Source organism: Rariglobus hedericola, from assembly GCF_007559335.1.
Taxonomy (GTDB): domain Bacteria; phylum Verrucomicrobiota; class Verrucomicrobiia; order Opitutales; family Opitutaceae; genus Rariglobus; species Rariglobus hedericola.
This window is the reverse complement of the sequence record NZ_VMBG01000001.1, coordinates 764,093-787,720: the sequence shown is the minus strand read 5'-3', so window position 1 is coordinate 787,720 and position 23,628 is coordinate 764,093. Positions and strand designations below refer to the sequence as shown.

The 23,628-nt window shown below is 60.5% G+C and carries 19 protein-coding genes, 2 tRNA genes and 1 other RNA gene; 19 read left to right on the top strand and 3 right to left on the bottom strand.

What is annotated here, in order from left to right; genetic code table 11:
- Positions 1–132: 132 nt before the first annotated feature.
- Positions 133–384 carry a hypothetical protein gene (locus FPL22_RS03645; protein ID WP_144228745.1) on the top strand — a complete coding sequence of 84 codons (252 nt, stop codon included), beginning with the start codon at positions 133–135 and terminating at the stop codon, positions 382–384.
- A 488-nt stretch (positions 385–872) separates the two neighbouring features.
- Here the strand turns inward: FPL22_RS03645 and FPL22_RS03640 are convergent.
- A tRNA-Ser gene (locus FPL22_RS03640) sits at positions 873–960 on the bottom strand.
- A gap of 65 nt (positions 961–1,025) precedes the next feature.
- On the opposite strand from FPL22_RS03640, the gene FPL22_RS03635 reads away from it, so the two are divergent.
- The 8 genes from FPL22_RS03635 (at position 1,026) to ribF (ending at position 9,927) form a co-directional block, all read left to right on the top strand.
- Complete coding sequence (locus FPL22_RS03635) at positions 1,026–1,571, top strand: NYN domain-containing protein (RefSeq protein WP_238991307.1); 546 nt, start codon at positions 1,026–1,028, stop codon at positions 1,569–1,571.
- Between the two features lie 35 nt (positions 1,572–1,606).
- Positions 1,607–2,806 carry a DUF2851 family protein gene (locus tag FPL22_RS03630; RefSeq protein ID WP_238991306.1) on the top strand — a complete coding sequence of 400 codons (1,200 nt, stop codon included), beginning with the start codon at positions 1,607–1,609 and terminating at the stop codon, positions 2,804–2,806.
- Between the two features lie 129 nt (positions 2,807–2,935).
- The gene (nusA, locus tag FPL22_RS03625; protein WP_144228743.1) at positions 2,936–4,165 is read left to right on the top strand and encodes a transcription termination factor NusA; all 1,230 of its coding nucleotides are present in this window, start codon (positions 2,936–2,938) and stop codon (positions 4,163–4,165) included.
- A gap of 51 nt (positions 4,166–4,216) precedes the next feature.
- Complete coding sequence (gene infB / locus FPL22_RS03620) at positions 4,217–6,727, top strand: translation initiation factor IF-2 (protein ID WP_144228742.1); 2,511 nt, start codon at positions 4,217–4,219, stop codon at positions 6,725–6,727.
- Between the two features lie 100 nt (positions 6,728–6,827).
- On the top strand, positions 6,828–7,211 hold the full coding sequence (gene rbfA, locus FPL22_RS03615) for a 30S ribosome-binding factor RbfA (RefSeq protein WP_144228741.1): 384 nt from the start codon (positions 6,828–6,830) through the stop codon (positions 7,209–7,211).
- 5 nt (positions 7,212–7,216) lie between these two features.
- Positions 7,217–8,230 carry a DHH family phosphoesterase gene (locus tag FPL22_RS03610; protein WP_144228740.1) on the top strand — a complete coding sequence of 338 codons (1,014 nt, stop codon included), beginning with the start codon at positions 7,217–7,219 and terminating at the stop codon, positions 8,228–8,230.
- Positions 8,230–8,958, top strand: a complete 729-nt coding sequence (gene truB / locus FPL22_RS03605; RefSeq protein WP_144228739.1) for a tRNA pseudouridine(55) synthase TruB — start codon at positions 8,230–8,232, stop codon at positions 8,956–8,958. The genes FPL22_RS03610 and truB overlap by 1 nt, the downstream gene beginning before the upstream one ends.
- Before the next feature lie 18 nt (positions 8,959–8,976).
- A complete protein-coding gene (gene ribF / locus FPL22_RS03600; RefSeq protein WP_238991305.1) occupies positions 8,977–9,927 on the top strand; it encodes a riboflavin biosynthesis protein RibF in 951 nt (316 codons plus the stop codon).
- Positions 9,928–10,169: 242 nt separating this feature from the next.
- Here the strand turns inward: ribF and FPL22_RS03595 are convergent.
- A tRNA-Val gene (locus tag FPL22_RS03595) sits at positions 10,170–10,246 on the bottom strand.
- 151 nt (positions 10,247–10,397) lie between these two features.
- Between FPL22_RS03595 and recN the strand changes: the two genes are divergently transcribed.
- A complete protein-coding gene (gene recN / locus FPL22_RS03590) occupies positions 10,398–12,059 on the top strand; it encodes a DNA repair protein RecN (protein ID WP_144228738.1) in 1,662 nt (553 codons plus the stop codon).
- 48 nt (positions 12,060–12,107) lie between these two features.
- Here recN and FPL22_RS03585 read toward each other — a convergent pair whose 3' ends face one another.
- Entirely contained in the window at positions 12,108–12,734 is a 627-nt protein-coding gene (locus tag FPL22_RS03585; RefSeq protein ID WP_144228737.1) for a hypothetical protein, read from the bottom strand.
- A gap of 116 nt (positions 12,735–12,850) precedes the next feature.
- Here FPL22_RS03585 and FPL22_RS03580 point away from each other — a divergent pair, with 116 nt between their 5' ends.
- The 9 genes from FPL22_RS03580 to FPL22_RS03540 all read left to right on the top strand — a co-directional run bounded on the left by FPL22_RS03580 (position 12,851) and on the right by FPL22_RS03540 (position 23,609).
- Positions 12,851–14,614 (top strand): proline--tRNA ligase, encoded by a 1,764-nt coding sequence (locus FPL22_RS03580; RefSeq protein ID WP_144228736.1) that lies wholly within the window; start codon positions 12,851–12,853, stop codon positions 14,612–14,614.
- Between the two features lie 86 nt (positions 14,615–14,700).
- On the top strand, positions 14,701–17,847 hold the full coding sequence (locus FPL22_RS03575) for a putative Ig domain-containing protein (protein ID WP_144228735.1): 3,147 nt from the start codon (positions 14,701–14,703) through the stop codon (positions 17,845–17,847).
- A gap of 58 nt (positions 17,848–17,905) precedes the next feature.
- Entirely contained in the window at positions 17,906–18,202 is a 297-nt protein-coding gene (locus tag FPL22_RS03570) for an ATP-dependent Clp protease adaptor ClpS (protein WP_144228734.1), read from the top strand.
- The gene (locus tag FPL22_RS03565) at positions 18,189–18,662 is read left to right on the top strand and encodes a hypothetical protein (RefSeq protein WP_144228733.1); all 474 of its coding nucleotides are present in this window, start codon (positions 18,189–18,191) and stop codon (positions 18,660–18,662) included. Before FPL22_RS03570 ends, FPL22_RS03565 begins: the two co-directional genes overlap by 14 nt.
- 52 nt (positions 18,663–18,714) lie before the next feature.
- Positions 18,715–19,071 carry a hypothetical protein gene (locus FPL22_RS03560; protein ID WP_144228732.1) on the top strand — a complete coding sequence of 119 codons (357 nt, stop codon included), beginning with the start codon at positions 18,715–18,717 and terminating at the stop codon, positions 19,069–19,071.
- Positions 19,072–19,115: 44 nt separating this feature from the next.
- A non-coding RNA gene (ssrS, locus tag FPL22_RS03555) (6S RNA) lies at positions 19,116–19,296 on the top strand.
- A 93-nt stretch (positions 19,297–19,389) separates the two neighbouring features.
- A complete protein-coding gene (locus FPL22_RS03550; protein ID WP_144228731.1) occupies positions 19,390–21,003 on the top strand; it encodes a mechanosensitive ion channel family protein in 1,614 nt (537 codons plus the stop codon).
- 75 nt (positions 21,004–21,078) lie between these two features.
- On the top strand, positions 21,079–21,423 hold the full coding sequence (locus FPL22_RS03545; protein ID WP_144228730.1) for a hypothetical protein: 345 nt from the start codon (positions 21,079–21,081) through the stop codon (positions 21,421–21,423).
- A gap of 14 nt (positions 21,424–21,437) precedes the next feature.
- Entirely contained in the window at positions 21,438–23,609 is a 2,172-nt protein-coding gene (locus FPL22_RS03540) for a DNA polymerase domain-containing protein (RefSeq protein ID WP_144228729.1), read from the top strand.
- The last annotated feature ends 19 nt before the right edge of the window (positions 23,610–23,628 follow it).

The following is a 23,628-nucleotide window of genomic DNA, read 5'->3' as shown; positions in this document are numbered from 1 at the left end:
GGCCTCCAGATTAACCAGCTCGGGCTTGAGCCGGAGAATTTCCCCTGTGCGCAGGCAAGGGTGGATGCCGGCGAACAGACACAAGGCGAAGTAGGGACGAACCGGCCACCCTCCAAGCTTTCGACGTGCCGCATGAGTTCCTCTGCTTTCGCAGCGGAGAACGTTGAGATGGCTTCCGGCGAATCCGGTGGCTGGGAACCTTGGCCATGGGTTCTCGGTAATCCATCCGCGTTGGAAAGCGAACTTGAGGAAGGTGGAGACGATGCCGCGCCGATTGTTGTAGGTCTTCAACATTGGTTTCCCCAAGTTGAAGTAATTGATCAGCTGTTCCGTCGTGAGTTCAGCGACGGTGATACGGCGGAAATGACGCAGAAAGCGCTTTAGGTCGCGCCTCATGAAAACCAGATGGGACTTGGAAATTGATCCTGCTGCTGCTCGTGCTTTTTCGCCGCGAGGTATTCGGCCACGGCACGGAGGGGTTTTTTGCGCGTCTGCGATTCGCGGTAGTTGGACAGAGCGTAATCGAGATAGAACGTAAGCGGGTGGGCTTGGTTCTTAATGCGGTTGAACGCGGTTTCCGATTCGCGTAGCTGCTCCTCGGAAAGGAAACGTAGTGGCAGACTGGAGACCGGCGTCGGCTTGGAGCGCCTTGAATACCTGAGTGGCTTTCTCGGCGATAGCCTCCTCGCGTGACTTGAAGTTCTTGCGGATGCGAATGCCGTGGAGCCGACAGTCTACTCTCCACGAGGTCACTCCCGTTGCGGTTTTGAAACCGGGTGATTACAAACGCTGACTGATTCATGTAGGTTGCCACGTAAACTGGGCAACCTGGCTTTATCCAAAACCTAACCCCTTCTTATCGAAGGGTAAACTGGCGGAGAGGGAGGGATTCGAACCCCCGGGAGCTTTCGCCCCAACGGTTTTCAAGACCGTCGCGATAGACCACTCTGCCACCTCTCCGGTGCAAGCGCGTCGGGAAAATCTTCCGCCTGCGGGCGGGTTGTCGAGCTTTCTTGCGGGACTATGTGCGTAACTCGCGTGAATCCCGCGACTCCGGCATTGCTCCGCAGTCGTCGTCGGGCAGCGTCCAGTCCGTGGCGTTTGAGAAACATCTATTGGTGGATGCGGCCAACATGCTTCATGCGTGGCCCGAATTGCGTGCGTTGCTAAAGCGTGATCGCGATGCCGCGCGCTCCCAGCTGGTTCAACGGCTCGGAGCCGTGCACGACGCGGAGTCGGTGCGCGTCACCGTGGTGATTGACGGTCGCGGGCGCGAAATCGTGATTGAGCATCCCTCGAAGCAGGACACGTTGACGGTAATTTATACGCCTTCCTCACTCACGGCCGACGACGTGATTGAACAAATGGTCGGCCGCTCTCCAGATCCGGCGACCTGTGAAGTGGCTACGGGCGATCAGGCGGAGCGCAGCACCATCGAAGCCCTGGGCTCGGTGTGGGTGCCGCCAGCGGATTTGTTGGCACGCATCGAACGCGCCGAACAACGGCTGTCATCAAAAGTGGCGGGGCTTAATCGCTCGAACGCCCGTGAGTGGGGGACTCGTTCCTCATGAGTATGAGCAGCGTAAAATCCGTGGAAACCGCGACCGTGGCCGAGGTGCAGGGACTCTACGGGACGTTTTCCTTTCCCGAGCGTCTGCTGCAAAAAATCTGGCAACGCGGGGACTTTGACCTGACGGCAACGCGGTTGTCCGACGGACGCGCGATCAAGATTCTGTATGCGGGCAAGTGGAACCACCTGGGCGGGCCGGATTTTTCCGCAGCACGCCTGAGCATTGATGGACGCGAGCTGACCGGCGACGTTGAGCTCCATCTTCATGCGCGTGATTGGGTGGCGCATGGCCATGCCGGTGATCCGGCTTACGGCAACGTGGTGCTGCACGTCGTATTGTTTCCCTGCGCCGAACTGGAAACGAACGGAGTCGGCGGACGGAAGATCCCGGTATTATGCCTGCTGCCTTTATTGCATCATGGCCTTGAGGAATATGCAGCGGAGGAGGCAATGGAGCATCTGGCCGGTCGCCCGCTGCATCAGGCGCAGGAAGTTCTCGGTGCTTTGAGTAATGAGGAATTGAATACGCTCCTTTCCGCCCACGCGAAACAGCGTTGGACGGGAAAGGTTCATTTTGCCGGCGAACGCATCAAGCGACTGGGATGGGAAGGCGCCTGTCATCATGCCGCGCTGGAGGTTCTTGGATATCGATTCAATCGCGCCCCGATGTTGTCAGTGGCGACGCTTTATCCGCTGGTGGAGTGGACGGAAGGTCGTGTGGATCCCGCGCGGGTTTTCGAAGAGATGGCTGATCGTTGGAGCGTGCAAGGCGTGCGACCGCTTAACCACCCGAGGCTCCGGCTCAGGCAATACGCCGAGTGGTGCACGCTGCGGCCGGATTGGGTTGTGCGCCTGCGTGAAGATGCCGGCCTGCGGGATATGGCGGCCGCATCGACCTCCTCAGCATCCATTAACACGGGGGAATGGCGGCGGACGGTGCGGCTGACGGCTCAACGCCTGCGGGTGCAGGATCAGGTGTGCGGAGGCGTGGTGAGCGGAAGCCGGCTGGATAATCTCGTGTGTGATGGGTTCCTGCCGTTGCTCGCGGCGCAAACGGGACTTAATTTTCAGCCGGTGTGGGCAGGGTGGTATGCAGGCGACGCACCGGAAGCGTTGGCCGGCGTTTTGCAGGCGTTAGGCGTATTCGGCGCGCGGGGACAGCCGGCCGCGCAAGGTCCGATTCAGGGATTGTTGGGTTGGATGCTGGCAAGGGAAGGGGAGCTGCGCGGCGCGTGATGTTCCCCATGACGGGCGCGGGACTTGACAAGATTTTACCGCACCAGCTACCTTGACCCTTTCTAACAACGTTCACTTTCCAAAAGGTGGGCCTATCGGCCCGCTTTTTTTTTCCCAATTACATATCCTATGAGCAGCGAAATTCTTTCAGTTCTCGAATACATGGAGAAAGAGAAGGGCATTGGCCGGGCCGACATGATCTCGGCTATCGTCAATGCTATTAAAACCGCTGCGCTCAAGGGAGTTAGCGCCGGTCAGGAACTTAAGATCGAGATCAACCCCAAGAACGGCCAGCTCCACGCGTGGACGCTCCTCAGGGTGGTTGATTCCGTGAGCGATCCGCGCACGGAAATCCATGTCGAAAAGGCCCAGGCCTTTACGCCCGGCGTGCTGTTGGGTGAGTTCGTCGAGAAGGAGTTGGATCCGTCCACGCTCGGCCGTATCGCCGCGCAAACCGCCCGCCAGGCGGTGATGCAGAAGCTTCGCCAGTTCGAAAAAGACCGCATTTACGACGACTTCAAGGACACCGTCGGCAACATCGTTACCGGCACCGTGCGTCGCAAAGAGCGCAACGACATCTTCATCGATCTCGGCAAGGCCGAGGCCGTGTTGCCCGGCAAAGAACAGGTCCCCGGCGAAGAATACCAGCCCGGCGACCGCATCCGTTGCTTGCTGCTCTCTATCGACAGCACGCCCCGCGGTCCCGAGCTCATGCTCACCCGTGCCAGCCCGAAATTTGTCCGCCGCTTGTTTGAGGTTGAGGTCGGCGAGATCGCCGATGGCACCGTCAAGATAGAGGCGTTTGCCCGTGAGCCCGGCTACCGCACCAAGATCGCCGTCACCAGCACCGACCCCAAGGTTGATCCGGTCGGCGCTTGCGTCGGTGCCCGTGGCGCCCGCGTGAAGACCATCGTTCGCGAGCTCAACGGCGAGAAGATCGATATCATCAACTATTTCGCCGACCCAAAGCAGATGGTGATCGAGGCGCTCAAGCCGGCCGCTCCCCGGGAGATCATCCTCGATGAGAAGACTCACCGCATCCTGCTCAAGGTTGCCACCGAGGATCTCGCCATCGCGATCGGTCGCAAGGGCCAGAACGCGCGTCTCACTTCACGCCTGATCGGCTGGCGCCTCGACATCGAGGAGTTCCACGCCGTCTCCACCGATCCGCGCACGGTCGCCGTTGATGTCCTCGTCAAGACCTTCGGTCTCGATGCTGATCTCGCCGGTCGTCTGGTGGCCATCGGCATCAATTCGCCTGCCGCCTTCGAGGGCGTCGGTGCGGATGACCTTGTTGATGCGGGTTTCACCTCCGACGAGGCCGCCAGCATCATTTCCAGCGTCGGCGGCGCCCAATAAGCCGTCTCTTTTTTCAGAACCTTCACTCTTTTTTCAGCCGCTACTTACTTAATGAGCATCCGCATTCACGAACTCGCCAAACGTCATAACATGGAGGCCAAGGACATGTTGGCCTTGCTGAAGGAGCGCGGCTTCGTTTCTGCGGACACCAAATCAGTCTCGAGCACGCTCAATAAGATCTACGAGGAAGAGATCGAGAAGGAGTTTGCCGCCAAGGCCGCTGCCGAGGCACCCGCGCCGGCCGCCGTCGAGGTTGCTCCCGAGCCCGCGCCGCTCAAAGTCCCCAGCGTAAAAAGTGCCGAGGACGTGGTGCGCGAAAAAGAAGAGGCCAAGGCCGCTCTTGCCGCCCCGGTTATTTCAGCACCCGCTCCGGTTTCCGCACCGAAGCCCACACCGGTCGTTTCGGCTCCCGCCCCCGTGTCCGCGCCGCGTCCGATCTCCGCGCCGCAACCACTGCCGCCGCGCTCCGTTTCTGCGCCCGCGCCGGTTCCTGCCATTTCCCGTCCCGCGCCCGTGTCGGCTCCCGTGCGTCCGCCGGCACCTGTGCCCGGCATCGCCTCGGCACCGCGTCCGGCTCCGGTCCTGCCACCTCCGGTTTCCCGTCCGGCCGCGGTCTCCGCGCCCGCTCCGGTTTCCGCTCCGCGCGCCACGCTGCCGATCCCCGGTGCGCCCAAGCCGCCTCCGGCCATCGTCTCCGCCCCCGGCAATCCCGCCATGCCGGCGACTCCTCCGGCCCAGACCGCCACGATCACCACCGAAGGCGACATCAAGGTGATTCACTTGAAGCCTCCGATCATCGTTCGCGACTTCGCGACCGCGCTCGGAATGAAGCCGTTCAAGCTCATCTCCGAACTCATGGAGATGGGTATTTTCGCGTCGATGAACCAGGCGATCGACGAACCTGTTGCCATCAAGGTGGGCGAGAAGCATGGCTTCCAGCTCGAGATCAAGCATCGCGGTGAGGCCGCCCAGCAGATCCAGCAATCCGCCAAGGAAAAGGCCAAGGTCAAGGAACAGGCCGCCGCTGAAGCCGAGGTTCAAAACCTCGCGATGCGTCCGCCGGTTGTTTGTATTCTCGGCCACGTTGACCACGGTAAAACCTCGTTGCTCGACGCCATCCGCAAGGCCGATGTCGCCGCCGGTGAGGCCGGTGGTATCACCCAGCACATCGGTGCTTATCAGATCGAACACTCCGAGCGTAAGATCACCTTCCTCGACACGCCCGGCCACGCCGCCTTCACCAAGATGCGCGCCCGTGGTGCCGATGTCACCGACATCGCCGTTCTCGTGGTGGCGGCCGACGACGGCTTTATGCCGCAGACCGACGAAGCTCTGAAGCACGCCCAGAATGCCGGCGTCACGCTCATGGTTGCCATCAACAAGATGGACGTGAAGGGCGCCAACATCGAGCGCGTCAAGCAGCAGATGCAGGAGCGCAACATCGCCCCTGAAGACTGGGGTGGCGAAACCGTCACCGTGCCCGTTTCCGCCCTCAAGGGCACCGGCATCACCGATCTCCTCGACATGATCCTGCTTCAAGCCGACGTGCTTGAGCTCAAGGCCAACGCCAAGACCGAGGCCTCCGGTATCATCATCGAATCGCAGATCGAAGTCGGTCGTGGGCCTCTCGCCACCGTCATCGTTCAACGCGGCACCCTTCGTGTCGGCGACTCGATCGTCTGCGGCCCGAATTGGGCCAAGGTTCGCGCGATGTTCGACGATCAGGGCAAGAACATCAAAGAGGCTCCTCCGTCCACGCCCGTGCGCGTCATCGGCTGGTCCGGCGCGCCTGACAGCGGCGCTGAGTTCAAGTCCGTCAAGAATGCCCGCGAAGCTGAAAACCTCGCCGAAGAGGCCGAGCATCTCATCCGCAAGAACACCGGCACCACCGATGCCGCGCCGAAGGAAGTCTCGGTTGAGAGCCTTTTCGCGAACATCGCCGCGACCCAGGCCAAGACGCTCAAACTCATCATCAAGACCGACGTGTTCGGCTCGACCGAGGCCGTGCGCAACGTTCTCGAAAACATCAAGAGCTCCAAGGTTTCGCTGGAAATCGTTTCCGTGGAAGTAGGTCTCGTTTCCAAGACCGACATCCTTTTGGCCAGCGCCGCCGGTGCAGTCGTGATCGGTTTCAACACCAAGCTCGAAAACGGCGTCACCCCCGTCGCCAAACACCACGGTGTCCGAATCGAGACCTACGGCATCATCTACGAGCTGGCCGACAAGGTCCGCGACATGATGGCCGACATGCTCGATCCCGACCTCAAGGAGAACAAGACCGGCGCCGCCGAAGTGCGCGCGACGTTCCCGCTCGCCAAGGGTTTTGTGGCCGGCTGCTTGGTCACCGAAGGCAAGATCACCCGCAACGGTTCCGCCCGTCTCCGCCGCAAGAAGGAGATCGTTTTCGAAGGCAAGGTCAGCACGCTCAAGCGTTTCAAGGACGATGCCAACGAGGTCCGCGCCGGCATCGAGTGCGGTATCAAGCTCGGCGACTTCAACGGTTACGAAATCGGTGACGTCATTGAGTGCTACGAAATCCAAAAGGTTCGCGCTTCGCTCTGATTGCAGTCTGGCCGGGTGGTGGGTAGCGTGTTAGACGCCTTCTGAAAAGAACGGCTCGCCACCTGCTCATCACCTTCGTCCGTCCAACACCTCCGCCGCCATGTCCACCCGCACTTTACGCGTCAACGAGCTCATTCATCGTGAGCTGAACGCCATTCTTCGCACGATCTACAAGGACGAGGCGGTCGCCATCACCATCACCGGTGTCCAGGTTTCCCCCGACCTTCACGAGGGCAAGGTCTTCGTCGCCGTGACCGGTGAGGAAGAGGACGAGGTCAAGTCCCTCCGCTGGCTCAAGCATAACTCCAAGGAGTTCCGCTTCGAACTCGGCCGTCGCATCGTGCTGAAGAACATGCCGCATTTCACCTACGCGATGGACACGTCCACCACGCGCGGGAATCGCATCCTGTCCGTCCTCGACGACATCGCTGCGCAAGACAAGGCGCGCAATGCCGCCCAACCGCCAGCACCCGAGAAGGAGTAAGCGTAGTGGAGTTGATCTATCCCGAGTTTTACGACCGCTTCGCCGCGTTCCTGCGTTCGCTGGAAGGCCGCCGGGTGGTGGTCATCTCGCACGCCCGTCCGGACGGTGATTGCATCGGCTCGCAAGTCGCGCTCACCCGCGTGCTGCGTGCACTCAACATCGATGTCATCTGCGCCAATCCGGATCCGGTTCCGCGCCGTATTCAGTTCGCGGTCGGCGACACGCCGCTTGTGAATTTCGACGGACTCCCCGAGGGCGATCTCACGGCCATCTATGTCGATTGCGCCGATCAGGGCCGGGCCGGCGAAAAGCTCAAAGCACGCTTTCCCGCGCCGTTCGCCAACATCGACCACCACCTTTCGAACATCGGTTTCGCCCAGCACAACTTCATTGATGTGGGCTCGGCTGCGACCGCGGAGATTCTCGCCGGTTTGTTTCTCGATCACCATCTGCCGATTGATGCGCAGGCGGCCCAGTCGCTCTACGCGGGCATCGCGACCGACACCGGCCAGTTCCGTTTTAATTCCACCTCGCGCCGCACGTTCCTCATCGTGGCGGAACTCATGGCTCGCGGTGCCCAGCCTGCCGCTGCCGCCGCCGAACTCTATGAACGCGAAACCGCCGGCAAGCTCGACTTGCTCCAGCGCTTTCTCGCGTCGCTCAGCTACGAGTGCGCCGGTCGTGTGTGCATCGGCACTCTTCCCAACGGCATCTATGCCGCCACTGGAACCAGTCCCGAGGATGTTGAGGGTTTGGTCGATTACGCGCGCTCCATCGAAGGCGTTGAAATCGGCGTGCTCATCGAAGAACAAGGCACCGCAATCAAGGCCAGCCTGCGCTCCAAAGATCCCGTTTATCGGGTGGATCGCATTGCGGCCGCATTCAACGGCGGCGGACACGCCTGCGCCGCCGGACTCAATCTGCGTGACGTCACCATGGCCGACTTTCGGTCGCGTCTGGTCGCGGCCATCGACACGCAAATCTCCGCCGTCGACACCTTGAAAAAATCCACTCTCTGATGCGCGCACCCGCTCCTGAATACGATGGCGTGTTGCTCATCGACAAGCCGACCGATCACACCTCCCACGATGTGGTCGCCCGTTTGCGCGGCATTCTTAAAATGAAGCGCATCGGCCACGCCGGCACGCTGGATCCGATGGCCACCGGCCTGCTCGTGATGCTCGTCGGCAAAGCCACCAAGCTCTCCCAGTATCTCATGAGCGTGGAGAAGGAATACACCGGCACGATCAAGCTCGGTGAAACCACCAACACGCAGGATGCCGAGGGCGAAGTGCTCACGACGCAACCCGTGCCCGCGCTCACCGAAGAGGATGTGCGCAAGGCCCTCGCTGGTTTTCTCGGCGATCAATATCAGATCCCGCCGATGTTTTCCGCGATCAAGATCAAGGGCCAGCCGCTCTACAAAAGCGCGCGTGCCGGCGAAGAGGTCGAACGCGAGCCGCGTTTTATTCGCGTGATCAGCTACGAAGTCACGCGCTGGGAATCGCCTGAGATCGATTTCCGTGTGCTCTGCACCAAGGGCACCTACGTGCGCACCCTGGCGCATGATCTCGGACAACGTCTCGGCTGCGGCGCGCATTTGAAGGCGCTGCGCCGAATCGCGTCGGGCTCACTGAATGTCTCGCGCGCCGTCACCCTCGAACAGGTGCAAAAAATGACGCCGTCCGAAATCGAAACGGTGCTGGTGCCCGGTTACGAGGCGGCGCCGAGTATTGCCATCGGTTGATTTTCGCGCAGCCGTTCCATGAACAAGCCTTTGCTCCAGTTCGACAGCATCGAGCAGGCGGCATCGTTGCCAGCGCGGCCGCTTCATCTGGCAATCGGCATGTTCGATGGCGTTCACCTCGGACATCATGCGGTCATCGAAGCGGCGGTGCATTCCGCGCGTCGCAGCCATGGTCTGGCCGCGGTGCTCACGTTCTGGCCGCATCCGAGCCGGCTGTTTCGGCCGGAAAATCCGGTGCGCTTGATCATGACGCCGGATCTGAAAATCCGTCAGCTGGGACGGCTGGGCGTTGATGCGGTCATCACGCAAAACTTCGACGCCGGATATGCCGCGATCGAGGCGGAGGAATTTCTGCCGCAGCTCAAGCGTGCGCTGCCCACGCTCACGACCCTCTACGTCGGCGAGAACTGGAAATTCGGACGGGGACGTCGCGGTGACATCGCCGTCTTGCTGGCCGAGGGACGCAAACACGGCATCTCCGTCGTGAGCGCGCCGCGCATCAATCAAAATGGCGAGCCGATCAGCAGCACGCGCATCCGCACTTATTTGGAGGAGGGGCGCATGGAGGAAGTGAACGCGTTGCTGGGTTATTCTTATTTTGCGGAGGGCGTGGTGACGCCGGGCAAACAACTAGGGCGCAAATTGGGCTTTCCCACGCTGAACGTCGGCTGGGAGCCGGACCTGCGTCCGCGCTTTGGTGTCTACGCCGTGCAGATTTCGGGTGCGAATGGCATCGGGCCGCTCGCCGCCGTGGCCAATTACGGACTTCGCCCGACCGTGGAAAACTCCACCGTGCCACGCTTGGAAATCCATGTGCTGGGGCCGTGTCCATTTACAGAAGGCGATGCACTGAGCATCGAATGGCTCAGCTTTCTGCGTCCGGAGAAGAAGTTCGACGGCGTCGAAGCCTTGCGCACCCAGATCGCCCTTGATCGCGATGCCGCGCTGGCGTGGTTCGCCCGGCGTTAATTATTCGGGCGGGTGTTAACCCTTGGTCCTGTTCTTCGGACGGACTATCAATCGATGAAAGAAGTGCCCCGTTTGGAGCCGCTGACGTCGTGGAACATCAAACGACTAAAGCCGCCAAAGTATATGCGTGCATCCAAACGGAACGAGGCGACTAGAACGGGTTAAATCGCCGGCGTCGATAAGCATTCGGTTTATGACGCGAAAAAGCCGCCAACCTGTTAAGGCTGACGGCTTTATTAAAATGGTGGACCCAACTGGGCTCGAACCAGTGACCTCTTCGATGTCAACGAAACGCTCTAACCAACTGAGCTATGGGTCCAAACGAAAAAACGAGTCGCGGAGTAAGCAGGACTTCACTGCGTCTCCGCAAGAAAAATTATTCAGCTTTTTCATTCCGTGTCTGCCGCGCTGCGGATCGCGCAAACCGACTTGCTCCGCATCGCCTGAACCAACTCACTCGACGCGCCTCCATGCTCCAATCGCTTCGCATCAAGAATCTCGCCCTGTTGGAAGAAGTCGCCCTCGATTTTGAAGCAGGGTTTACCGTCGTCACCGGTGAGACGGGAGCCGGCAAAAGCATTCTGCTGGGCGCGTTGTCACTGCTGGCCGGTGAACGCGCCGACAAAACACTCATCCGCCAAGGTGCCTCCTCCTGCGAGGTCGAGGCTTCATTGTATTTCGAGGATCCAAGCCGCACGAACGCGTTGCTGGCCGAACTCGATCTGCCGTCGTGCGAAGATGGTATTCTTATTCTCAAGCGCAGTCTGCCCCGCGACAAAGCCCCCAAGATCACCGTCAACGGCGGCCTGGCCACGCTGGCCGCGTTGCAGCGTCTCGGCGAGGCATGGATCGATTTTCATGGGCCCAGTGAACCGCGCCGCTTGCTCAAGGAAAGTTGCCAGCTGGATCTGCTCGATCTCTACGGGCGCGCGGGCGATGCGCTGGCCGCTTACACGGTTAAATATCGCGTGTGGCGCGATCTGCTGGCCGAGCGTGAACGCATTGCGCGCGAGACCAAGCTCTCGCCGGATCAAATTAAGTTTCTCGAAAACCAGCTCGCTCGTCTCGACGCACTCGATCTGACCGACGAGGCGATTGAAACACTGGAGCGTGATTTTCAGCGTCTGAGCAAAGCGCAGGAACTCACCGGTCTCGCCTCGACCCTCGCCAACGGTCTGACCGGCGAAGACGGCGCGACCGGTCGTGTGGCCGGTCTCGTGCGAGAGGCGCGTCAGCTGGAAAATCTTGATCCCGCCAGCAAGGCGCTCGCCGACCGTCTGGCTGCGGCGAGCATCGAGCTCGCTGATCTCGGCGCGGAATTCGAATCGCTCGGCGGACAATTTTATTTCGACCCCGAGCAGGCCGAGCAGCTTCAAGCCAACATGAACACCTGGCTCGAGGTGAAGCGTAAGCACGGCGGTGATTTGCAGGCGGTCGTCGAAGCGCGCGATGACATGCGCCGCCGTTTGGAAATCCAGGGAGACATCGAAGGCACGCTCATCCGGGTTGAGAAACAAATCGCCGATGCCGAGCGCGCCGCCCGCAAAGAAGCGACGGTGCTGCGCACCTTGCGCGAAAAATCATCGCGCGAACTCGCCAAGATTGCCGCCGCCAGCATCGCCCAACTCGGCTTTAAGAAAGCAGACTTTCAGATTCGCATCGTTCCATTGGAACAGCTCGGGCCGGCCGGTGATTGTGGCGTCGAGTTCCTGTTCTCACCGAATGTCGGCGAACCGGCTTTGCCGCTCAACCGCGTCGCTTCGAGCGGTGAACTTGCGCGCGTGATGCTCGCGTTGAAGACCGTGCTCGCCGATCTCGATGACGTGCCGGTGCTGGTGTTCGACGAAGTGGATGCGAACGTCGGCGGCGAAATCGGCCGCGTAGTCGGTGAAAAAATGGCGGGCATCGCCAAGAGTCACCAAGTGTTGTGCATCACGCATCTGCCGCAGGTGGCGGCACAGGGTGACAGCCATCTTGTGGTGGAAAAAGACCAGTCAACGGATCGTGCGATCGTCACGATCTCGCCGATTCAGGCCAATCGCAAAGCCCGCGTGGGCGAGCTGGCTCGCATGCTCGGAGATCGAACGGCCAAGAGCGCGATCGCGCACGCCGAAGAATTGCTGGCCAAATAAAAAGAGGCGGACGCGCGCTAAACGCCGACAACCCCGCGCTGCCCGCGTTTAGCGCACGGTCAGCGTCCACTGCCGCGACTGTTCGCTGCCGGCCAGCAGCACGGTGTATTCGCCGACTTTGAGTGTGCCGCCCGGCAACGTGATGAGGACCGGGCTTTCTTTGGAACGCGCAGTGAGTTCGCCATCGAGCGGTTCAAACTGCGCGACGATCACCACGCTTAAGCCACGCACGAAAACCTGCGCGCCACCGAGCTGGTGTTTTTGATCGCCCAGCGTGCAGGTGATCACGATGGGATAGGGGAGTAGCGAGGCGGTTTCCCGTGGTGCAGAGACTGAGCTGAAGGAAAGGGGCAACTGCGGGATTTCGACCAGGGTGACATCGAGGGATTCGCTGAGCCCGGCGGGTGCATCGGAGATGGAGGCCAGAGCGTTCATGGCGCGCACGATTTGCTGTGGCTCGGCCGGACGCTCGGCGGTGGCGTTGATGCGTTGATAACCGGCGTCAAGCAGGCGCATGACATTGGCGCGCTGCTTCATGTCCTCGTAGGGGTTGAACGTCTGGTCCTTCGGTTTCCGGTAATGGAGTGTGACCCAGGTGTAAGGGCCGATGCAGAGGACGATCGCGAGGGCGACCCATTTCATGGGCCAGGGCTTGCGGTTGAGAGGATCGGGCATGGGCGCGAGTGAACGGAGGCGTCTGCGCAATGCAAGGAGGGAGGCAAAACCGTCCTGCACGGTGTGAGTAATAACAATTGCGCCGTGCGGGGCCGGATGCTTCGTTGGCGGACTTCATGAAGACTTGGTCCAAGTTCTACATTTCCACGCTCCGCGACAGCCCGGCCGACGCCGAGATCGCCTCGCACAAATTGCTCATGCGCGCCGGCCTCGTGCGCAAGCTCGGCGGCGGCCTCTATACCTACATGCCGCTCGGTCTTCGCGTCATGCAGAAGATTTCAAAGATCTGCCGTGAGGAGCTCGAGGTTTCCGATGCCATCGAGCTGTGGATGCCGCACCTCCATCCCGTGGACAACTGGGAGCAGGGTCCGCGCTGGGCCGCCGCCCGCGAGATCATGTTCCGCGCCGACAATGCCGGTGCCAACAAAGGCCGCTCGCGCGAGCCCGAGTTCGTGCTCGGACCGACCCACGAGGAGATCATTACACCGCTCGTGAAAAACGAGATCACCAGCTACCGGGATCTCCCCAAGAATTTTTATCAGATCGCGACCAAGTTCCGTAACGAAATCCGTCCGCGCTTCGGCCTAATGCGTGCCCGCGAGTTCGTGATGATGGACGCGTATTCCTTCGACGCCAACGACGAGGGCGCCACCAAGAGCTACTTCGCGATGAAGGACGCCTACAAGCGTTTCTTCAAACGCATCGGCGTGACCGCCATCGCGGTCGAGGCCGACACCGGCGTGATGGGCGGCAGCTTTTCCCATGAGTTCATGGTCCCCGCTGAAATCGGCGATGACGACGTGATCTACAACGAGGCCAGCGGTTACGCGGCCAACCGCGAGAAAGCCACCAGCGCCCTCGTGCCCGCCGACCTCGCTGACGCTGCCCCAATCGGTGCCATCGAGGAATTCGCCACGCCCGGTGCCACCACGATCGCCGCACTCGAAGCCGCGCCTTACAACGTGAAGGGCAGCGAGCAGTTCAAGACCCTCGTTTACATGGGCGACGGCAAGCCGTTCCTCGTGATCATCCGCGGCAACGACGAACTCGAAGAGGCCAAACTCGGCTCGCTCGGCTTCACGCTTACGCGCGCGGCCACGGCCGAAGAAATCGAGCCGGTTCTCGGGGCGAAGCCCGGCAGCCTCGGTGCGATCAAGGGTTCGATCAAAGATCAGGCGGCGCTCGCCGGCATTTTTGCCGACCACGCGATCCGCCTCATCGGCAACGGCACGACCGGTGCCAACAAGGACGGTTTCCACGTGCGTAACGTCAACGTGACCCGCGATCTCGCGATCACGAAGTTCGGCGATTTCCGCCGCGTGCGTCCGGGCGAACCCGACCCGAAGAATGGCCAGCCGCTCTCAGTGAAACGCGGTATCGAGGTCGGTCACATCTTCAAACTCGGCACCAAATACTCGGAGAAATTCGGCGCGGTTTACACCGACGACGCCAAGCAGAACCACCCGATGGTCATGGGCTGTTACGGCATCGGCATCAGCCGCACGTTGCAGGCTGTGATCGAGCAAAGCCACGACAACGACGGCATCATCTGGCCATGGGCGGTCGCGCCGTTCCAGATCATCGTCACGCTGCTTGACCCGTCGGTTGCGGAGCCCGCCGCGCTGGCGAAACAACTCGCCGAAGTGGCCGAGAAGGCCGGTGCGGACGTCATTATCGACGACCGTGAGGAGCGTCCGGGCGTGAAGTTCAAGGATGCCGATCTCATCGGTATTCCTTTGCGCATCACCATCGGCGGCAAAGGCCTCGCGGCCGGCATCATCGAGCTCAAGTGGCGCTCGAAGAAGGACGTCATCAAGGTTCCGGTGGCCGAGGCGGCCGAGCAGATCGCGGCGATTGTTCGCGAGATGCAGTCCGCCTGAATCCGCAAGTAGGTGGAAAACCTCACGAGCGGGATGCTCGTGAGGCTTGATGCGGGGATAAGTTGCCGCTCTCGTATTGCTGATTCATGGCATTTGATCGTTACCCCAAGTTGAGAGTGCTCGCGCTGGCCGTGTGCGGCTTGGCGATAGTGGCAGGTCTGTTTTTTGGAGTCGTAACGGAACGCGGACGGAAGATGGCTCCGGCGGCGACAGCGGGAATGCATGATCGGTCAGACATGCAGGAAAAATCGGTGCCCTCGTCGTCGGCGACTTCGGCCAGCACATCGCTGAGCTCAGCGACGTTGTTTTCAGCGGGACCGGTTTTGACGGGCGGCGGGCGTCCGCGATTGCCCTCACGCTATGGAGTGCCGGCGAAGGCCGATGAATTTTCACGAGCGATGGAGATCAACACGCCGGCGGTTGTGGCGATGGCGGCGTTAAAGCCACAAGATCGCGTGCGATTACCGTATTTCGACGGTCGCGTGCTGGATGGAGTGGTGCGCGCGGTGAATCGCGCTGCAGACGGACAACTTTTAATGGTCGGCGTGCTTGAAACGGGCGGCACGTTTACGCTGGGCTCGGGACCGCGCGGTTTCGGAGGCCGTATCCTGCCGGACGGCGAGGATAAGGTGGCGGTGATTCGCGCAACGAAGACCGCGAGCACTTATCTTTTGGAGAAACCTCGGCAGTCTGTGATGTGCGTCTCGTATCCGCGGTGGCCGGTTACAGCCGGTTCGGGGGCACCGGCATCTGTTGAGGAGGATTCGGTCATCACGCTTCCGCAGCTGGAGTTCAGCAGCCGTCCGGGAGCGACGGCGGTGGTGTTTCTGGATTTTGACGGGGCGGATGTTACGGAGCTCGATTGGAATCCTCCGGATCACGACAACGATCCAGAGACTCCTCCGGTGATTCAAGCGATGTTCAGCGGTCTCAACGACGCCCAAGTGAAAGAAGTCTGGCAGCGCGTGGCGGAGGATTACCGGGCGTTTAATATCAATGTCACCACCGACCAGGATGCCTACGACGCGGCGCCGGTGGGCAGTCGCATGCGCTGCATCATCACGCCGACGTTGGTGGTGGACGCAGGCGGAGTGGCTTTTCTCGGATCGTGGGCGGATGCAGGCGCGCCTGATTACAGCGACAATGTGCCGTGCTGGGTTTTTCCACCCAACCGGTTGAATGATGCCAAGGCGGTGGCGGAGGCGGTCTCGCACGAAATCGGCCATACCCTCGGACTTTCGCACGATGGTTTGATGAACGCCGAGGGTGATGCGGTTGAAGAATATTACCACGGGCATGGCGCCGGTCCGGCCGGTTGGGCTCCTATCATGGGCGATGGTTATGAGCAGGCACTCTCACAGTGGAGCCGCGGCGAATATGCATCCGGCTCCAACGTCGCGAACAACCATGAGGACGATCTGGCGATTATTGGATCGAGTGGAAATCGCACTGGTTATTTGGACGATGCGGTTTCCGGCGCGCTGGCCGAGGCGGCGAATCTGCCTCTGATCAACGCAAGCACGGCAGAGGTGAACGGTGTGTTGGAACGCACGGGCGACAGCGACGTCTATCAAGTGCTGGTGGGCGCAGGAACGGTGACGTTTACCGCCGGGATAAATCTTGAGGACGCGACTGTTGACGGACTCGGCAACATCGACGCGCAGCTGGATCTTTACGACTCAGCCGGCGTGCTGGTGGCGACCGCCAACCCGATAGGCCAGAGCACCGCCGAACTGACGACTGCCGTAAGCGGTGGTGTGTATCGTCTGCGCCTGCGGGGCACGGGCGAAGGCTTGGTCACGGGCGAAGGCTATTCGAACTACGGGAGCATCGGGCGCTACCGGTTGAGCGGCACGTTTCCGGTCCCGGCGGCACGGGCGCCGGTGATTGGCGGTCCGTTGGAATGGGTCGCGGTGACCGGGGTGGCCGCGTCTTATCCGGTGCAGGCCGTGGGAGCACCGCTGGCGTTTTATGCGGACGGGTTGCCGAATGCGCTGAAGATCAACACGGCCACCGGAGTGATCAGTGGCACGCCGACCAATCCGGGAACGCACGCAGTGACGTTGACGGTGGTCAATGCGAGCGGGAGCACGATGCGAGCGCTGGATCTCGTAGTGTTGCCTGGCGGACTTGGTTCCGCGGTGGGCGCGCCTGCGCTCATTTGGACGAGTGGAGGCGATGGCAATTTTCCGTGGAAAATGGACCGAGAAGTGTTTGTCGAGGGGCGTTCGGCGCTGCGCAGCGGGGCGGTGCAGGGCGACGAACAGAGTTGGCTGGAGACGACGGTGACGGGGCCGGGTGAGTTGCGCTTTCGATGGAAAGTATCGTCAGAGCTTAATGTATCCGAGCCAGCGGAGCCGTTTGACCGGCTGGAGTTTTGGCGAGGTGGAACGCGTGAGGCGTTTATCAGCGGCGAGGAGGATTGGGCAGAGCTTGTGTATGCAGTGCCCGCCGGCACGCATACGCTACGATGGGTTTATCAGAAGGATCCCTATTCCTCGGTGGGCGAGGATACGGGCTGGCTGGATGCGGTCAGCTATGCGCGAGCAGGCGAGGCACCGGTGCTCACTCATCCTGGCGCAACGTTGATCTCTCAAACCACCACAACCGGCAACGGCTACGGGTTTCAAATCACCGCCACTAACTCGCCCTCGAGCTACACCGCTACGGGCCTGCCTCCGGGTTTGTCGGTGAACACCGGGACGGGCACCATTGGTGGTGTTCCCTCCACTGCGGGCCTCTACGTGGTTACGGTGGGTGCCACCAATGCCCACGGAACGGCGAACGCCTTTGTGTTGATTACGGTGCGCAGCCGTTTCGCATTCTGGGCCGAATCGAAGTCGCTGTTTGGTGATCAGGCTGCGGCATCGGCCGATCCTGACGGTGACGGCGTGGGCAACCTGGTGGAATATGCGTTCGATACGGATCCGTCTGCTGCGATTTCAAGCGCAAGCCCGACGGTAGCACTCGGTGCCGGTCCTCATCTGGAGATCGAGTTTGTCCGGCCGGCGGATCGCGCCGAGCTGACCTACACGGTCGAGGTTTCAGAGGACCTGATCACTTGGCTGCGTGGCCATGCGTATGGTGCGAGGGCGGAAAACACCGGCGCGTTGCCCACGCAGGAAATCAGCCGCACGCCGTTGGGCGACGGACGGGAGCGGGTTCGTGTGGGCGACGCGCTGCCGTCCGAGGCGACACGGAGGTTCATCCGCGTCAAAATCGCGGCACCATAAAAGCATCGCCTGCGGGGTTGCACGACGAACGCGGGTGGCTTTACTGCCCGTCTGATCGATGGCTTCCAGCACACGAACCCCCTTCCATTCACCCTCCGGAATCGAGCCGATCGCATCGCGCGGCTGGCGCGTGGTATTCCTCAATGACGCCGTCACCCGCATGTCTTATGCGGTGATGGTGCTGCGCAAGCTGTTTGGCTTTGATGAGGCGACGGCGACCAAACACATGCTCGAAGCGCACGAAAGCGGGCGTTCAGTCGTCTGGCAGGGCGTTCGCGAGAATGCCGAAGCCTACGTTTTTTCACTTCAACAGTGGCATCTGTCCGCCACCTTCGAACGCGATGAAGAGAGTTGAAGTCCGCCTGAGTATCACCGCGGTCGCGCCCTTGCTTGATCTGATCAAGTCGGTGGCCGACGAATTGCACACCACGTTGGCTGTGCCGCTTGCGCTGAGCGATGCGGATACCGAGCTGGCGTCCGTGTGGAAGGAAGATCTGCTCGAGTCGCAGCGTAACGATTGCGACCGGCTTTTTTCGCTCTTTGACCAGGAGTTTTTCACCGAAGGCGTCGTGGCCTTTGACCGTGACAATGCCGAGTGCGTCCTGCGCGCCTGTGCGGCGCTGCGGCTTCGCTTCCGGGCAACGCATCTGGTGAACATTCCGGATGACACGCTGGAAGCGCTCGAGGCGAGCAGCAGCATGACCGGCCTCAGTGAAGCTGAGCAGAAAGCATTTTCGTGTTTTCTGTTTTTGGACGAACTGCAGAAAATTATCCTGAAGTATCTGGATCCGATGGCGGTCGAAGAAGATGAGTGATCTACCGCAACGATTTTCGAGCATCGGTGCAGCCGTGCGCAGTCGCATTCAAGTGGATGCGCAGGGGAATTTCCCGATCACCCGCACGTTGATCGCGTTGCTGGCGTTCGCCGTGGCGTTGTTCAACCAGGCTTTGTTCTGGCTGCTGGCGGTGCTGATTCACGGGCAGGGACGGCCGGTTCCCGCAGGGCGTTTTCTCGTCGCATCGCTGGGTTTGGGCGTGGCGCTGTGGTTGATTCTTCTCGTGCTGCAATTTCGCTTCACAGGCGCAGGACGGCGCAACGACAGCCTGATCATGTTTTTTACCGGCACTCTGCTGATAGCCGGTTTGATAGTGACTTCGCCGGGTTTTGCACTCGCGGCGACAGTGGCGTTTACTGCCTGGGCGACGAGAGGCCTAAAAAAATAGGATGACTGGTTGACGGAGGTGCCGGCCGACCTAGATTTGTCGCCGACACCCTGCAGTGTTCGAGGCGTTTTCAATAACTGCTCTCTCCTTTGATAAAATTCGGGATCCGGAACGGGTGGTGGAGTGCTAGGCCGTAAATCGGAAAGCATGAAGCCGCTCGGAGGAGCCCACCTAGTCATAAAAAGGTTCTCGAGCCTTTGAGCGCACGGCACAGGCGGGGTGTCACTTTTCTTTTTTGGCGGGATTCATAAGGCCGGTGCAGCGATCGGGCTGGGCTAATGCGCAGCAGTCGCTTAACAAGGGCGCGGCTTTAAATTTATGAAATCTTCCGTGCTTCGCAGCGGTTTTCTGGTGGCGCTGGTTTTGACCTTCTCGACTTGGCTTTGCGCCGGCGCGGATACGCCGCCGTTGTTGCCAGGCGCAGAGGATAACTCCGCGACTGCCGGCGCGACGCCCGGCAGCGAAGGCGAGCCGGCGCTGTTCTCGGTTTTTAACCGGCCGATCATCCTATTGCGCGCCGAGTTGTTCGGCGCTGATCCGGCTGAACGCGCTCAACGCGCCACGGGGCGAATCGACGGTATTTTGAGCCGCGATATTTTTGGCCCGATTGAAACGGTGGCCACGGCGGACGGCATCAAGATTCTAGTCGGCGGTGAACTCGTGCTGACAGTGGCCCCCGGTGACGCCGACGCGCTCATTGGTAAAACCTACGAGCAGACTGCCGACGAAGCGGCGCGGTCCTTGGGACAGGCGCTTCAACAAGCCCAGCGGCAGCGCGATGGCGGTCTTTTGATGCGGGCCATTTTACGCGCGGCAGTCGCCACGGTGATTTTGGTGGTGGTCATCATGGCGGTGGTGCGGATCAACCGCTTCATGCGGCATCGCGTGCTGATATTGGAGCGTCGTTTGACCGAAAAACTCAAGGAGCGTGGACTCCAGATCATGTCCTACGCGGTCAAGGCGCTGCGGTGGGTGTTGCGCCTCGCATTCTGGCTGCTGGTGGCGGGTGCGGTGTTTGAGTGGTTGGCGTATTGTCTGTCTTGTTTTCCATACACGCACCCGTGGGGCGAAGGCCTGCAGCTTAACCTGTGGAAATTGATTCTCCGCATCGGTGCGTCGTGCGTGCAGGCGATTCCCAATCTTTTGGTGATCACACTGATTTTGTTGATCACGCGCGGAGTGATCGGGTTGGTGCGCGCCTTTTTTCGAAGCGTGGGCACGGGTCATATAAAAATTCCCGGCATGGAGTTGGAGGCGGCGCGGGCGACACAACGCATCATCGTGGTCGTCGTGTGGTTGTTCGCGGTGGTGATGATTTACCCCTACATTCCCGGCAGCGGCAGCGCGGCGTTCAAGGGAATGAGTGTGTTCATCGGCCTGCTGGTTTCATTGGGATCGAGCAGCGTGATCGGCCAGTTTACGAGTGGATTGGTGCTGATGTATTCGCGTGCGCTGAAACCCGGTGAATACATCCGCATTGGCGAGCACGAGGGCACGGTCGAGACACTCGGATTTCTTTCGACGAAGATTCGCTCGGGCAAGAACGAGGAATTGCATGTGCCGAACACGGTGATTCTCGGCACCACCGTGAAGAATTTTTCGCGGTTCTCCACGGACGGCGGGGTGTTGGTGCATACCAGCGTGACGATTGGCTATGATACGCCGTGGCGGCAGGTGCACGAAATGTTGATCGAGTCGGCCACGCGCACCGCGGGCCTGAATCGCGAGACCAAGCCCTTTGTGATGCAGACGGCGTTGTCGGATTTTTATGTGGAGTATGAGGTCAACGCGCGCCTGCTGGATCCGCGTCAGCGTGGCATGGTGCGGGCCGAGTTGCACTCGCACATCCAGGATGTCTTCAACGAGCGTGGCGTGCAGATTATGTCGCCGCATTACGTGGATGATAAAGCGCAGTCCAAGGGTGGCGCCTGATAACCGGTGGACGGGGCAGGATACCGTCTAGACATTTAAGGACGGTTCTCCAACAACCTTGGTCACCTTTTGACCATGTCTCCGACCATCTACCATATCATCCACCTTGTTTCGTTGTTCGTATTGTTTGGCTTTACGTTTTACGCGTTCGCCGCTCCGGCCGAGACGCGCAAAAAAGTTCTCATGATCACCGGCATCGCGAGCCTTCTGGTGCTCGTGAGCGGGTTCGGTCTGGTGTCCAAAATCTATGGCAACAAATTTGAGCTGTGGATGATTGTTAAGCTCGTCGCGTGGCTGGCCCTGTCGGCCCTCACGGGCTTTGGTTATCGCCGCCGTGGAGCTGCCGGAACGCTGTCGGTGGTTGCCCTGGTCCTTGTGGCGCTCGCGGTGACGATGGTCTATCTCAAGCCTACGCTCTGAGCGTTTGTCGCGCCATGAGTGAGTCCCTTTGTGGCGTCTGGGTGGATGACGACGGCGTCGTCCACCTCTCGGTCGCCGGAGCCGATGGCTCGCGTGCGACCCGCACAGAGGTGTTGAGGCCTTTTGCCTGGCTCAACGAAAAAGTCACTGCGCCCGCCGATGGCGTGGTGATCGAGCCGCTGAAGGGCGAGGGGCCGTTCAACCGTCTGGCGCAGGCGGATTCACTTGCGGCATTCGAGACATTTGCCTCGGCGGCTCGTGAGACGGGCGGGTTTGATGCGGTGCGTCCGCTGGAGAGCCAGTTTCTGCTGCAACAACGCGCGCGGCTTTTTCGGGATTTGAGTTTTACGCAGTTGCGCCGGTGCCAGCTTGATATCGAGACGGGCTCGAGCGACGGCGAATTCAGTGATGCGACCAAACCCGAAGATCGCGTGCTGGCGATCGGCCTGCGCTTCGGCGAACGCAACCGGATGCTCGTCCTGGACGAAGTGAGCGCGGCGGGCGAAAAGCGACTTCTGGAGGAGTTTAACGCCGTGCTGATCGAGGAAGATCCCGACGTGATCGAGGGTCATAATATCTTTAAATTCGATTTCGATTACCTGCGGCAGCGTGCGAAGAAACTTAAAGTGCCGTGCGCGTGGGGACGGTTTGGGCAAAAGGCGACGTTTCGCAACAGCCGGCTGAAAGTGGCGGAGCGGTGGATTGATTTTCCACGCTGCGATCTGCCGGGGCGGACGGTGGTGGATACGTATTTATTGGTGCAGCAATACGACATCACGACACGCGAGCTGACCTCGTATGGGCTGAAGGACGTAGCGGTGTATTTCGGCATCACCGACGAAGACAGCGAGCGCACTTACCTGGCGGGCGACCAGATTCACGCGACGTTCACGACGGACCGGGCGGCGTTTCTGGCGTATTTGGCGGACGACCTGCGCGAGACCAAAGGCATCGCGGATCTGCTGTTGCCGACCTATTTCGAGCAAGTGCGGACATTCCCGATTCTGCTGCAAGAAGCGACGCTGCGCGGAACAACGGGGAAGATCGATCTGCTGTTTCTCGAGCATTACTATCACGCACGGCAGGCCTGTCCGGTGCCGCCGGAGGTGACGCCGTTCGAGGGCGGTTACACGCGGAGTTTTAAGGAAGGCGTGTTCAAGCATGTGCTGCATTTCGACGTGGCGTCGCTGTATCCGAGTTTGCTGATGAGCATCGGGCGGAATCCGCGAAACGATACGCTGGGCGTGTTCATTCCGCTGCTCACGGAGCTGCGGCAATATCGACTGCGCTACAAACAACTGGCGAAGAGTGCCTCGACCGAAGACGAACGTGCGGAGGCGCAGGCGCGGCAGTCGAGTTTCAAGATTTTGATCAACTCGTTCTACGGTTACCTCGGCTTTTCGGGGGCGCGGTTTGGCGATGGCGAACTGGCGGCGGAAGTCACGCGGCGCGGACGCGAATTATTGCAGGTGTTGATCGACGAATTCGCACGGCACGGCTGCACAATCCTTGAGGCGGATACGGACGGAATTTATCTGTCCTCGGATGTTTACTATGACCGGCCCGAGGCGTTGCTGGAGAAAGTGGTGGGCGTGCTGCCGCCGGGCATCGAGTTGGAATACGACGGACGCTACGAGGCGATGTTCTGCTACAAAGCGAAGAACTATGCACTCTATGATGGCAAAAAAGTGACGATCCGCGGCAGTGCGCTGCGATCGCGCGGGATCGAACCGTATTTGAAGAAGCTGGGGAATCAGTTGATCCGGTTCTTGGTGGGTGCGAGCACGGAGTCGCCGCTCGGCATGGTGGAGGATTATCGGACGAAGTTGGCGGCGCGGGCGCTGCCGGTGACCGAGGTCGCAAAGGCGGAAGTGTTGAGCATGAATCCGGATGCGTATGAGCGCTTCATCACCGGAGGTGGAAAGCCGCGGCGCGCCTCGGCGGAGGCGGCGTTGTTGATGCCCAAGCGACCGCGCATGGGCGAGCGGGTGGCGTATTACATCACGGCGAAAGAAAAGGGCAAAACCAGCGACTGGCAGCGCGCGCGGCCGGTGGTGATCTACGATGCGGCGATTGCGCCGTATGATCCGGGATATTATGCGGACAAGCTGGACGATTGGTTGGAGCGATATGGTCCGTTTCTGGGAGTGGAGCCGCAGGGTGGGGCGCAGGGGGAATTGTTTTGAACGAACGGGTCGAAACGCG